Source organism: Bombilactobacillus folatiphilus (genome assembly GCF_023380265.1).
GTDB lineage: Bacteria > Bacillota > Bacilli > Lactobacillales > Lactobacillaceae > Bombilactobacillus > Bombilactobacillus folatiphilus.
In genome coordinates this window covers 643,239-657,071 of record NZ_CP093366.1, presented here as the reverse complement: position 1 = coordinate 657,071, position 13,833 = coordinate 643,239, and the positions used below count along the sequence as shown (strand labels likewise).

Here is a 13,833-nt window from a genome sequence, read left to right as displayed (position 1 = left end):
CTTATCTCGATTTTCTATAATTTTTGTGCCACACGCAGATGAGCACTATGTGCACGATGATTCTTCGCAATTTCAGTTTCCGATGGCAGGATGGGTTTTTTTGTTAAAATTTTGAGTTCCGGTTGTAATTCTGGTGGAATAACGGGCAAATTTCTGGGCACGTCTACCTCACCATGCCGTCGAAAAACTTGCTTAACAATTTTATCTTCTAATGATTGAAAAGTGATCACACTAATCAAACCAGCTGGTTTTAACAAACAAATTGCTGCTTCTAAAGATTGATCCAGCGAACTCAATTCATCATTAACCGCAATCCGTAAAGCCTGAAAAACCTTCTTAGCAGGATGCTTTTTACTTTGACGCCGCACAGCCGCAGGTAAACAATTCTCAATTATATGAACTAATTCCAAAGTTGTAGTAATCGGTTGTGGCCGCTGTTGGACAATAGCATGTGCAATTCGATTAGCAAATTTCTCATCACCATAACGCTTAAAAATATAGGTCAGACGTTGCTGATCCCACTGGTTAACAATCTGATAAGCATCTAACTGCTGTGTTTGATCCATCCGCATATCTAAACGCGCATCATAACGATAACTAAACCCTCGTTTCGGATCATCAAACTGTGGAGAAGAAACTCCTAAATCATATAAAATCCCATTAATTTTGTGAATACCAAATGTTGCCAACTGTTGTGTCAGTTCAGCAAAATTAGCTGTAACTAATTCTAAATGATTATTCGTTTGCGTATTCGTTTGTTGCATCAAACTCTGACCAGCAACAATAGCTTCTTGATCTCGATCAAAAGCAAAAACAGAAAGATTCTGGCCTTGACTCAACAAATAATTAGTATGACCACCACGACCAAACGTCGCATCGACATAAATTCCGCCATCTTGAACATGTAAAGCATCAACCGTCGGATTCAATAATACCGTTTCATGCTGGAACATCAAATCACCTAACAAATTTCTAAATTGTACTAAAATCTTGGCCTTCAAAGCTAAACTAAAACAGTTTAACCGTGTGTTCAATTAAAGCGCAATTTACATTAATTTATACTATAAATGTTAACACAATCTCCTATATACCACCACTAATCAGTAAAAATTATTATAAATTTATCAGTTTTGTCAATAAGTTGCTGATAATAATACAAACATTTGTTCGCCGTATGATTATTGGTTGCATTTCTTTATGATTTAACGTAAGATGGGAACAAACTTAAAGAGTTCAGGTGAATTTCTTGAAAAAAAAGAAAAGCGTCTTTACACGTATTACACAAATTTTTGTTTGGACCATGATTATCGTAACAATTGCCGGAATTGTTATTCCAGCATTTATGGGTTCTATGTAATTACAATCAATAAAAAAGTACAGATTAAGATATAATTTGTACTTTTTTATTGTCTATATTTTATTTAGAAATATCATGTTGAAACCATTTTTGGCTCAGTTTCTTTAGTTGCCCATTCTGTCTTAATTGATTCAAAGCTGAATTAATTTCCTGCCTTGTTGAAGAATCATTCTTTCGCATCCCAATCGCAAAACTTTCACCAGAAAAATCGGTGGTTAGTGTCACGAATTGCTTGCGATCTTTACTGTGCGCTAGATAATAATCCGCAAATACCCGATCAAATAAAAATCCTTCAATCCGTCCCGCCTTTAAATCCAAGAAACCATTTTCAATATTATCGTATAAAACGGGCGTTCGATTTTTAATTCGATTCTTTAGTAGCTGAGGATGACCCATCAATGCACTATATCCTGAAGAACCCGCTTGCGTGCCCACAACTTTTCCTTTCAGCTGTTGCATATTATGAATATTTGAACTTCGTTTAACTACCACAACTTGTGAATCCTTTAAATACGGTTGTGAAAAAGCTACTTTTTGAGCACGTTGTGGTGTTTTAGTGTATCCATTCCAAATCAAATCAATTGTCCCATTGCGCAATTCCGTCTCTTTCATGGACCAATCAATCGGTTGAAAAACAATTTTACGATGAATTTTTTGCCCAACTAATTTAGCTAAATCGACATCAAAGCCAGTTAACTGCCCAGATTTTTTAACGAATCCCATTGGAACGTAAGAATCATCTAAACCTACAATCAAGGTACTTTTTTTGGTCCCGATACGTTGTTGCTGGTGATTGCACCCCATTAAAACAAGGCAAAACAAACTCATAAACAATAATAGCAAACGTTGTTTTTTCATTGTTCTGACCTCAATTCAAACATTTGATCTGAAACTTGACGAGCAAAATCTAAATCGTGCGTTACCACTAATTGTGTCATACTTAATTTTTGAAATTGCTGTAATAAATTGGCCACTTGTTGTCGATTTTGACTATCCAAAGCACTTGTCGGCTCATCGTAACACAAAATTTTTGGTCGTAAAATTAACGAACGTGCAATCGCTACCCGTTGTTTTTGTCCACCTGACAATTGAAATGGATATTGCTGAGCTTGCTCACTGATTTGAAGCAAATCTAATAGATTTTGAGCTTCCTGTTGAGCTTGTATTGAGGATTTTTTTTGAACCCGGACAGGAGCTAAAATCAAATTATCCATTACACTAAGATTGGGAAACAGGCGATAATCCTGGAAAACAATGCCCACATTATTTTGACTATGATCTTGAGGTGTAAAAGCAATTCCATCTAAAAAAAACTGTCCACGATCAACTTTTTCTAATCCTAGAATCGTTCTTAATAGCGTCGTCTTACCAACTCCACTAGGACCCACGATGGATAAAATACTGCCTGTTTCCACCGAAAGGTTTAAACAATCTAACACTACTTTTGTTCCAAAAGTTTTGGTAACATTTTTTAGTTGTAATTTTGGCTGTTTATTCATAATACGAAAACCTCCGCTCAATCCAATTCTGCAATAGCGTCAAACATCCTGTCATAATCAAGTAGAAGATACCAACTAAAATTAAGGGTGCCAGTGTTACATCACGTGCTGTTGCTACATTACCTGCGCGTAATAAATCGCCAATCCCTAAAACATAGACCAGTGAAGAATCCTTAATTAAGTTAATAACTTCATTTCCCATTGACGGTAAAACGATCTTGATGACCTGTGGTAGGATAATGAATCGAAAAGCTTGCAATTTAGTCAATCCTAACAGGGCTGCTGCTTCACGCTGCTCCTGACTAATTGCCTGCAAACCACCACGAAAAATTTCAGCAAAATAAGCAGCATAGTTCAAAACAAACGCAACAATAGCTGCGGTCATCCGCTCAAAGACAATTCCTATTGTGGGCAATCCATAAAAAATAAAAATTAACTGCAGCAATAGGGGTGTCCCACGCATTAACCAAACGTAGGCCTCTAAAATTAGACGTACAATTGAAAATCTACTTCTAAGACCTACCGAAACCAAAATTCCCAAGGGAACAGATATAACTAATGTCAAGACAAACAGCTCAATAGTCACCTTAGTCCCACTTAATAACGATGGCAGTATTTCTGAAATATAATTCATTTTCAAACCCCCTATAAATAAAAAAAGTCCTCTTGAGTAATTAAACTCAAGAGGACGAAAATTTTCCGCGGTTCCACCTCAATTTATATCAAGCTCACGCTTGACATCTCAGGCAGTTAGTTAACTGCACAAAATAACGGATGTTAAACCGAACGGGCACTTTAACCTTTTGACTCACAAGTGTGTTCTATGTTGTCACTAATAACTGTTCACATCAACCACAGCTTTTCTGAATTAGCGCACATATCTATCTTGATCATAGTCGCATAATAATTATTTAATTAACATGATGAAACATCCGTTGCCAAAAATTTTGTTTTTTAGAAGACAAACGATGCTCATCAATTTCATTCAACGGAATCTTTTCTCCCAAAATCCGATGTGCCAAGTTACGATAACCCACTGCAGCTGGGTTTTCGATGTCTTCTTGCAAGACTGACTGACCATGATTGGAAGTAGCAATGACGTCATCGTCATCTATAATAACACCAATTAATGGAACCGACAAGCGATTCACAATACTTTGAATATCCATGGCCTTACCATTTTCGATCATTTGCAATCTGACCCGATTAATAACTAAGTGAATTCCGTATGACAACTTCATTTTTTCTAATAAACCAACAACTCGATCGGCATCACTCACCGCGGCTAATTCTGGTGTAGTAACAATAATTGCACTATCCGCAACATAAACGGCCGCTTTAAAACCTGTTTCAATTCCCGCAGGACAATCCAAAAGTACAAAATCATATTGTTGTTTTAATTCACCAATAATTGCTTGAATTTTACGAACATCTAAAACTTCTTGACTATCATTTTGCGATGCTGCCAATAAGAACAATTGGTCATGATAATTAGGATGTTCAATTAAAGCTTGAGATAAAGCAACCTTGCCACTCAAAACATCTGTCATATCATAGATAATACGATCACTTAATCCTAAACAAGAATCTAAATTACGTAAACCCACGTCTAAGTCTACTGCACAAACTGTTTTACCTGCCTGAACCAATGCCAAACTCAAACTGGCAGTTGTAGTCGTTTTACCTACGCCGCCTTTACCAGAAGTGACAACAATTGAAGTTCCCATCAAACTCCTCCTAATTTAAAACAATTTCTGTCTGTGGTTTAACCTCTAATAAATTTTCAATTGAATCAATTACCAAAGCGTGCAAATCATTCACAGAAAAGAACGAATCAGCCTCCAAAGATTTTTTTGGTAAATCTGAAATAATTTGAATCAAATCGCTTATTCGAACTTGACTAACATTTGCCAAGTTGCCTACCACAACAGCCTTATCATCATCAGGATAGCCTGCATGAATAATTCCTTCAGCTTTCCCCATAATAAAAACACTACCGCCAGCTCGCAATTGAGCTCCCGCATGTAGATCTCCCAATAATAAAACATTACCCGAAAATTCTCTAATTTGCCCTGATCGGATTAAGTGGGGTTCGAATTCTAATTGTTTCTTACTTAAAATTTGTTGCAATCTGTCCTTGGATACAACTTGACTAGTAATTTGTTGTAAATGAAAAACAGAAAATTGTGCAATCGTATCTCTCAATTCATTTTTTTGTCTGTCGGTCAATAAACGCTTTTGAGTATCAACGGTTAAAGACAAAACACTATCATTTTTGACCTGATTTTGAATTTCTGTCAATAAGTTTTCTACCTGGCGCAAAGCTTCAGAAAATTCACTTTCATCAATAATCTCCAAATAATAACTTTGACCTTTACCCTTCAATACTGCACTTTTCACGTTACTCTCCCCCACATGTTATACTAACCAGTCTAATAGTTTTGATAATGGATAATAGATGATCCCAAACAAAATAGTATTAATCAATAACGTTGGCCCTAAGCAGTCGGTTACAAAATGTGCAATATCCACAGCAGTTAAACTTAAAAAAGAACCAACAAAATACAAATAAATTAATGAAATTGTTAAATTGATAAAATACGTACTCCCCTCAAAAATCAATGATTCTGGAACAAAATTCCGAAGTGAACGAATTAAAACCAAAGTTAGCGGAAAAACTAAAGTATACAAGCCAAAAATATGCGAATAGTAAGAATCGTACAATATCCCTAAAATAAGTGCATACCAAAATAGATGATTATCCACTGGTTTATCTCGTAATGCCATCATCACTAAAACCATCAGTAATAATTGAACAGAGACCTGAAAAAAAGCATCATTAAATAATGGAACCATCTGTTTTATTAAGCCATCCAGAAAAAAGCCAATTAACAATATCAAAAATTGCAGGATGTATCTGGTCGTTTTATTTCTAAAATCAAATTTTTTAAACATATCGACTAATAACCGTCACAATCGTAAAGTTATTCAAATCAGTCGCCGGTTTAACGTAAACAGACGAAACTAAACCATAATCATCTTTTTTAATCGCTGCGACTTTTCCTACAAAAAGTCCACGCGGTGTTAACCCACCTAAACCTGATGTGACTACTTGTTGACCAACTTTAATACCTCTCGTCGAAGTTACATTCGTCATGACCAACAAATTATTATTTTTATCATAGCTACCAATAATACCACTAGTATCGTCGCCATTAGGTTTGACCACTTCTACAGCAAATTTATTGCTTAAGGACTTATCCGTCGAAATCAAACTCACCTTAGAATTGGTCCGATTAACTTCAATAACCCGACCGACCAAACCAGAACCAGACATGACCGGCATGTTTTTCTTTAAGCCAGCAATTGATCCTTTATTAATAATTAAATAATTCTGCCATTCATTGGGTGAACGCGCCGTTACAGCTGCAGAAATTCGGTGATAATCCGTCAGAGTTTTATTTAACTTGACTTGTTGTTTTAAATCACGATTTTCTTTTTGTAAAACACTATTTTGTGCTTTTGTTTGTGCTAAATCATTAATCTGCTTTTTTAAGTGTCGATTTTCCTGGTAGGTGTTAAACAAATCGTTCACGTCTTGGCCAGCCGTTCGCACAGCGTTCACTGGAAAAGCAATTACATTGCCCACAATACCTAAAGTATCATTACCTAATTGATGAATCTCAGACGGCTGATCCTTACGATCACTAAAAGTTACAGAAACAGCAATCATACCAAAAACTACGATGACTACTGTCATAATAATAATTAACTTTTTGTTAGAGAAAAAGTTACGCATGCAAATCCTCCAAAAATTAAAAAAGTGGGCTAACCCACCTTTTTATTTATGACGCTTTATTACATCAAGATTTTTTAAAGATTCGCCTGTACCAATAGCGACACAATCCAAAGCATCTTGCGCAACAAAGACTGGTACCTTAGTAGAGTCAGAAATTACATCGGCTAAATTTTTTAATAGGGCACCCCCACCGGTTAAGACGATGCCATGATCAATAATATCCGCAGCTATTTCTGGAGAAGTAGCCTCCAAAGTCTCTTTAATAGCTGTCACGATTTCCTCAATATCCTCGTGAATAGCTTCTGCAACATTTTGAGCAGATAAATCAACCGTTTTGGGTAAACCACTAATTAAATCACGGCCTCTAATACTCATTTCACCCAGTTGCTTAGCACTTTCAATTGAAGCAGAACCAATTTCAATTTTCATTTGTTCAGCAGTGCGTTCACCAATCAATAAACTAAAATTCTGCCTTACGTACGCAATAATGGATTCATCAAACTTATCACCAGCCATCCGAATCGAACGACTGGAAACAATACCACCTAATGAAATAGTTGCCACATCAGTTGTACCACCACCGATATCAACCACCATACTACCCGTGGGATCCATCACTGGTAAACCAGCACCAATAGCAGCTGCAAAAGGCTCTTCAATCAAGTAAGCTTCGTTTGCACCAGCATTTTGCGTTGCTTCAATGACAGCTCTTTTTTCAACTTCCGTCACACCACTAGGCACACAAACCATCACGTTCGGCTTTGAATTACCTACTACTTTTGATAAAAAATATTTCATCATTGCCGCTGTCGTATCATAATCGGCAATAACACCGTCTTTCATTGGACGAATTGCTTGAATACTCCCAGGTGTTCGTCCAATCATTGCTCTAGCATCTGAGCCAACAGCAACAACTTCACCAGTCGTAGACTTTTTGGCGACCACAGAGGGTTCACGTAAAACAATTCCTTGTCCATCAACATACACGATGGTATTTGCGGTTCCTAAATCTATCCCAACTTTTCGCGAACGCATTCCAAACAAAACACTATCTCCTTAAATTAACAGTACTTATCATATCTATTAAATTATATCATACAAAATTTTAATTCAAAAACATTTATTGTGCCATTACAACAGTTCTAATTGTCGAAAACTGCTGAAATTATTTTTGCCAATAATGAGATGATCAACTAATTCGATCTCTAAGCAATGACCACACGTTGCCAAACGTTGAGTAAAAGTAATATCCGCATTTGATGGAGTTAAATTGCCACTAGGATGATTGTGTGCCACAACAAAGTATTTACAAGGTAAATTCAATGCTATCTGCATAATTTCACGAGGATGCACCAATGCCTGATCTAGTGAGCCCATGAAAATCACCTGTTCACATAATAATTGTCGTTGTGCGTCAAAAAAGAAGCCTAACAATTCCTCATGATCTGTTTGACACCATTTCTTGATTAGATGTTTACCCAATTGTTGCGTGGAAAAAATTTGTCCCACAGATAATTGATTTTGATAATTCAAACGCGTACTTATCTCCAAAATTGCTTGTAGACGCCTTAGATCCTCAAACGATAAATAAGTGATCTGCCCTCTGGATAATTGTCTTAACTTCAATAAATCCGTGAAACCAGCACTATAAGCAGCTAATTGTTGGACAATTGTCAATCTAACATCTTCTGCTAAAGTTTGGTCCAAGATTAACATTAACAATTGAGAAATTGTCAAATTCTGCGGCAACCAATTGTCGTTAGTTTTCTTCTGCATAATTTTCACCTCAAGCAAAATTATGCAAAACGATTAATTTTCTTTGAGTAATCGTAAAATATCTCCCGCAAAATGTAACGACCCGCAAATTAAAAGCAAACTATCGTTGTCTAGGCTATTAACCGCCTGCCCAAACGCTAGGCGCCAAGAAGGTACAAAAATCGCTTGTTTGGGTAATTGATAATCCATTTCTTTAGCCGAACGTTGCTCAGTTAATTGAGTAACAAAAATTTGTGTTGCAACTTTGGAAATAGACGTTAAAATAGCATCTCGCTGTTTGTCCTGCATCGCCGCGTACAAAACAATCAAACGTTTGGACTGCTTTAAAGGTTGGATATCTGCTAATAATTGAGTGATCGCCGGTAAATTATGAGCTCCATCTAAGATAATCAATGGTTCTTCGCTTAGAAACTGCATCCGCGCAGGCAAACCGTAAACTCTTAATCCACGCTGAATATCATTTACATCAGGATGTGAAACTAAAGTAACGTAGGCTTTGATAGCCAAAGCAACATCTTGTAATTGTGTTTTTGAAATCGTATTCAATTGCAGATTCTTCCATAGATAGTTTGGATCTTGCCAAGTAAAGAAAGTTGTCTTGGATTCGCGCATTTTAACGTTTGATATTGTAAAATCATCTCTAAATTTGAACACAGGTGCTTGTTTTTGTTTTGCAGTCTCTAAAAAAATGGACAAAACATCCGGTGTTATATCTCCCAAAAGGATAGGGACATCCTGCTTGATAACACCAGCTTTTTCACGAGCAATATCTTCTAAAGTAGGGCCAATCAATTTCATATGGTCCAACCCTACATTAGTGATGATTGATAATTTGGGGTGAATAACATTCGTCTTATCATGCTGGCCACCAATCCCAGCCTCAATAATTCCCCAATCTACTTGTTCCTGAACACATAATAAAAACATCATCACTACTAAAAACTCAAATTCCACTAAATAAAATTCAGAATCTTGCTTCTTAATTTGTTTAACTACTTGATCCACCTGTCTTGTCAAATCAACAATTGTTTCGGGAGACACAGGAATTTCGTCAATTTGAAACCGTTCTGTAAATTGTTCAACATATGGTGAAGTGAATGTCGCCACTTTATCACCATTATTAATCAAAAATTGCGTTAAATAATAACAAGTTGTCCCCTTACCATTAGTGCCCGTAACATGAACTGTCGCAATTTGATCCTGAGGATTATCCAAATACTCTAGCGCTTGTCTCACAAACTTTAAATTATTAGTTTCATGCAGTCTAGGCAAATTATGAATATAGTTTAACGCCTTTTCGTAATTAGTAAGCTTCATCCTCACACAAAATCCTTTCTTCTGCATCCAATTTTACTTATTGTAACTACAAAGTACCTCGTATCACAACTTAAATTATTTTGAATGGATACAAAAAACACCCACTTTCAGCCCAGAAAGCGGATGTTCAGACAGAAAATTAATCTAATTTTGCCCCAACTAATTGTTCCTTACTGTGAATTAATTGGGTTAGTAAACGACATTCAGGTGTTGGTACACCATATTTTTGACCACGTCGCCATACCGCACCATTAATAAAATCAATCTCTGTCATACGATGATTTTTGACTAAATCTTGATACATAGAAGGATAATGATTAGCAATATTACCGTAAAAAGTTTCGTCAATATGATGAAAAACTTCATCTTGATCCAATACAATGTTCTCATGCTTTGCAACTGCTGCAAATTCTGCAATGATATCCTTTAAATAAGTTTTGGCTTCTTTAGTTTGACCTAATTCACCCATATTACACTCCAAAAGCGAACAAAGTGAATTCAAGGTCCCATTCACACAAGCTTTGCGCCAAATAGAGTAGCGTGCACTAGTACTATATTTAGCATTCAACTTTGCTTGACTCAAAGTTTCCACCACTTTTTTAGCAAAAGTCTCACCTTTAGGTCCCAGGTTTTGAATTTCTACATTGCCATCGCCGAATAATTGTGCATGACCTGGCTTATCCAAACCAGCAGTAAACATGGTAACACCAATCAATAACAAATTTTGATCCACATACTTTTCTAAAATATTTTCATGACCCATGCCATTCATCAGGCATAAAACATAAGTTTGTGGAGTCAGAAGCGGTTTAATTTGGTCAAAATATTCCTCTAATTGATACGACTTAGTGAAAACAACAATTAAATCAACAGGTTCCTCAATTTGATTAACTTCACTAGGATAATAAATAGGCAAAGGGGTCTGCACCTCTTCACCGTTTAGATTAGCTCGCAAACCATTTTGTCTAATAGCTTCAACATTGGGTTGCCAACCATCAACTAAAGTAACATCATTACCTGCTTGGGATAACGCATAACCAAAACGGTTTCCCATCGCACCAACACCTACGACTGCAATTCTCATAAAAAATTTCCCCTTTCTTATCCTAATATCCAATATGATACCATGCTCATCATATTAATAAAATATTAAAATAAATTTATTTTAAAAAATGGCCGCAAATTAAAAGGGCTAAAATCGATCACAAATCGAAATTAGTCCTTAATAAAATTACTAAAATGAAAACCGCATCACTTAAACTTAATCGTCATTTTGCTTTAATTCAGCAATTCTAGCCTGAATCTTTGTTTGACGCTTCCTAGCATCATTTAATTTTGCTTTTTGTTGATCAATGACTTGCGCTGGAGCATGGGCAACAAAACCTTGATTATTTAATTTACCCGTTAAGAAATCAATATCTTTTCGAACCTTAGCCAATTCTTTTTCTTGACGCTGAATTTCTTCTTCCAAATTAACTAATTCCGCCAACGGAATATAAATTTCTGCACCGTCAACTACTGCACTCATGGCTAATTTTGGAGCTTGTAAATCTAGCGCAATCATTAGCTGTTTGGGATGTCCTAATCGCTCAATATATTCTTGACTACTATTAATTAAAGATAATTTAGTTTCATCTTGCGGCTTGATCAAAATATCAATGGGATTAGCTAATGGCGCATTAGCTTGCGAGCGAATTTGCCTAATCGCCTGAATTAATTCAATCACAGTCTGCATTTGTTCAACTGCCTGTGGTTGCGCCAATTCCTTGTGTACTACCGGATATTCAGCTACAACTAAGGATTGACCAGTATGAGGCATTGTTAACCAAATTTTTTCCGTTACAAAAGGCATAATTGGATGCAGTAAACGCAAAATTTGATCCAAAATATAAGCCAAAACTTGCCGCTTAGCAGTTTTTTTCTGTTCATTGTCTCCATTTAAGGTAGCCTTGCTTAATTCAATATACCAATCACAAAACTCATTCCAAACAAAATTGTACAAAGCCCGTCCCACTTCACCGAATTCATAATTATCTGAGAGACGCAACACATTTTCGACAGTTGTATTCAATTCTGACAAAATCCACTGATCCGTTAAATCTAACTGCTCAACTGCTGGTAATTGCGGTTGTGTATCTTCAAGATTCATGATCACAAAACGGCTTGCATTCCAAATTTTATTGATAAAGTTCCATGCTGCACTCACTTTTTCATAACTAAAGCGCGTATCTTGCCCCGGCGCAGAACCAGTAATCAAAAACCAACGCAATGCATCAACGCCATATTTATCAATCACATCCATGGGATCAATCCCATTTCCCAAAGATTTACTCATTTTACGACCTTTTTCATCGCGCATTAAACCATGGATCAAAACATCCTTAAATGGTCGTTCTCCAGTAAACTCTAATCCTTCAAAGACCATTCGGGCAACCCAGAAAAAGATAATATCGTAACCTGTTACCAAAGCATTCGTTGGAAAATAGCGTTTAAAGTCTGAAGACTCTTCATCAGGCCAACCTAGGGTTGAAAATGGCCATAACGCACTAGAAAACCAAGTATCCAACACATCTGGATCTTGTTCCCAATTTTGGGCATCTTCTGGGGCTGTCTCACCTACATACATTTCACCAGTTTGCTTATGATACCAAGCTGGAATCCGATGTCCCCACCATAATTGACGCGAAATAACCCAGTCATGTACATTGCTCATCCATTGTTCAAACGTATTTTCAAAACGTTCTGGAACAAAATTAACTTTGCCTTTAGTTTGCTGATTTTTCAATACCATTTCAGCCAGCGGTTGCATTTTGACAAACCATTGTGTTGATAAACGTGGCTCAACCTGAACACCTGAACGTTCAGAATGGCCAACACTATGCGTAATCGGCTCTTCTTTTAATAAATAGCCTTGTTCCTTTAAATCCTGAGCAATTGCTTTACGTGCAGCAAAACGATCCATCCCCGCATATTTGCCCGCATTCTCGTTCATGCTCCCATCAGCATTCATGACATTAATCCGTTCTAAATCATGACGATTACCGACTTTAAAGTCATTGGGATCATGTGCTGGCGTAATTTTGACCATTCCAGTTCCAAATTCAGGATCAACATAATGGTCCTCGATAATCGGCAATTTACGACCAAATAACGGTAAAATAACTTCTTTACCGACAACATCTTGATAACGTTCATCACCTGGATAAACTGCAATCGCAACATCGCCAGGCATCGTTTCCGGACGTGTTGTTGCAATTTCAATAAAACCGGATCCATCTGCAAAAGGATATTTCACATGATAAAAGGCTCCTGCATCATCTTGGTGTTCTACCTCAATATCTGATAATGCGGTTTGCAACTCAGGATCCCAGTTAATGATGTATTCACCACGATAAATCAAGCCCTTATTATATAAATCAACAAAAACTTTCCGGACTGCCTTAGATAGGCCTTCATCCAAGGTAAACCGTTCACGCGAATAGTCTAATGATAGGCCCATTTTAGCCCATTGTGAACGAATAATCTGTGCGTATTCTTCTTTCCACTTCCAGACTTCTTTGACAAAATCATCACGACCTAAATCAAATCGCGTTTTACCTTCCGCGCGCAGTTTAGCCTCTACCTTAGCTTGGGTCGCAATTCCTGCATGATCCATTCCAGGTAAATATAAAGTATCAAAACCTTGCATACGCTTTTGGCGAATCAGAATATCCTGCAAAGTTGTATCCCAAGCATGGCCCAAATGTAATTTACCCGTTACATTTGGCGGAGGAATTACGATAGAATAAGGTTTTGCTTTTTGATCACCGCTAGGTTTAAACAAACCTGCATCCACCCATTGTTGATAACGACCATTCTCCACTTCGTTATGATCATATTTTGGTGCCATAGTTGTTTCTTGATTCGACATAAATTCCAACTCCTATATATAAAAAAACGCCCTAATTGCTTAGGACGAATGTGGGCATACGCGGTACCACCTAAATTAAAGCCAACTGAATTAGACTTTATCTCAAAAAAAGTAACGGTTACCCGGTCAAATTGACAGCTCACAAGTTACAACTTTTACTAACCCATCGACTAAT

Annotated in this window: 14 protein-coding genes; 1 reads left to right on the top strand and 13 read right to left on the bottom strand. The window is 36.8% G+C overall.

Going from position 1 to position 13,833, the window contains the following annotated elements:
• Positions 1-14 precede the first annotated feature (14 nt).
• On the bottom strand, positions 15-956 hold the full coding sequence (gene rsmH, locus MOO45_RS03390; RefSeq protein WP_249515146.1) for a 16S rRNA (cytosine(1402)-N(4))-methyltransferase RsmH: 942 nt from the start codon (positions 954-956) through the stop codon (positions 15-17).
• 290 nt (positions 957-1,246) lie between these two features.
• On the opposite strand from rsmH, the gene MOO45_RS03385 reads away from it, so the two are divergent.
• On the top strand, positions 1,247-1,357 hold the full coding sequence (locus tag MOO45_RS03385) for a DUF4044 domain-containing protein (protein WP_249514977.1): 111 nt from the start codon (positions 1,247-1,249) through the stop codon (positions 1,355-1,357).
• 60 nt (positions 1,358-1,417) lie between these two features.
• On the opposite strand, the gene MOO45_RS03380 is transcribed toward MOO45_RS03385, so the two are convergent.
• From MOO45_RS03380 to MOO45_RS03325, 12 genes are all read right to left on the bottom strand, one after another.
• Positions 1,418-2,215 (bottom strand): amino acid ABC transporter substrate-binding protein, encoded by a 798-nt coding sequence (locus MOO45_RS03380; RefSeq protein WP_249514976.1) that lies wholly within the window; start codon positions 2,213-2,215, stop codon positions 1,418-1,420.
• Positions 2,212-2,856 (bottom strand): amino acid ABC transporter ATP-binding protein, encoded by a 645-nt coding sequence (locus tag MOO45_RS03375; protein ID WP_249514975.1) that lies wholly within the window; start codon positions 2,854-2,856, stop codon positions 2,212-2,214. The genes MOO45_RS03380 and MOO45_RS03375 overlap by 4 nt, the downstream gene beginning before the upstream one ends.
• Complete coding sequence (locus MOO45_RS03370) at positions 2,849-3,490, bottom strand: amino acid ABC transporter permease (protein WP_249514974.1); 642 nt, start codon at positions 3,488-3,490, stop codon at positions 2,849-2,851. The genes MOO45_RS03375 and MOO45_RS03370 overlap by 8 nt, the downstream gene beginning before the upstream one ends.
• 277 nt (positions 3,491-3,767) lie before the next feature.
• Entirely contained in the window at positions 3,768-4,583 is an 816-nt protein-coding gene (gene minD, locus MOO45_RS03365; RefSeq protein WP_249514973.1) for a septum site-determining protein MinD, read from the bottom strand.
• A gap of 10 nt (positions 4,584-4,593) precedes the next feature.
• A complete protein-coding gene (locus MOO45_RS03360; RefSeq protein ID WP_249514972.1) occupies positions 4,594-5,256 on the bottom strand; it encodes a septum site-determining protein MinC in 663 nt (220 codons plus the stop codon).
• 18 nt (positions 5,257-5,274) lie between these two features.
• Positions 5,275-5,811 (bottom strand): rod shape-determining protein MreD, encoded by a 537-nt coding sequence (gene mreD, locus MOO45_RS03355; RefSeq protein WP_249514971.1) that lies wholly within the window; start codon positions 5,809-5,811, stop codon positions 5,275-5,277.
• The gene (gene mreC, locus MOO45_RS03350; RefSeq protein WP_249514970.1) at positions 5,804-6,655 is read right to left on the bottom strand and encodes a rod shape-determining protein MreC; all 852 of its coding nucleotides are present in this window, start codon (positions 6,653-6,655) and stop codon (positions 5,804-5,806) included. Before mreC ends, mreD begins: the two co-directional genes overlap by 8 nt.
• 42 nt (positions 6,656-6,697) lie before the next feature.
• Positions 6,698-7,690 carry a rod shape-determining protein gene (locus MOO45_RS03345; protein WP_249515145.1) on the bottom strand — a complete coding sequence of 331 codons (993 nt, stop codon included), beginning with the start codon at positions 7,688-7,690 and terminating at the stop codon, positions 6,698-6,700.
• A gap of 96 nt (positions 7,691-7,786) precedes the next feature.
• Complete coding sequence (locus MOO45_RS03340) at positions 7,787-8,431, bottom strand: JAB domain-containing protein (RefSeq protein ID WP_249514969.1); 645 nt, start codon at positions 8,429-8,431, stop codon at positions 7,787-7,789.
• Positions 8,432-8,464: 33 nt separating this feature from the next.
• Positions 8,465-9,748, bottom strand: a complete 1,284-nt coding sequence (locus tag MOO45_RS03335; protein WP_249514968.1) for a bifunctional folylpolyglutamate synthase/dihydrofolate synthase — start codon at positions 9,746-9,748, stop codon at positions 8,465-8,467.
• Between the two features lie 139 nt (positions 9,749-9,887).
• The gene (locus MOO45_RS03330) at positions 9,888-10,832 is read right to left on the bottom strand and encodes a 2-dehydropantoate 2-reductase (protein WP_249514967.1); all 945 of its coding nucleotides are present in this window, start codon (positions 10,830-10,832) and stop codon (positions 9,888-9,890) included.
• A gap of 177 nt (positions 10,833-11,009) precedes the next feature.
• Complete coding sequence (locus tag MOO45_RS03325) at positions 11,010-13,658, bottom strand: valine--tRNA ligase (protein WP_249514966.1); 2,649 nt, start codon at positions 13,656-13,658, stop codon at positions 11,010-11,012.
• Between the last annotated feature and the right edge of the window lie 175 nt (positions 13,659-13,833).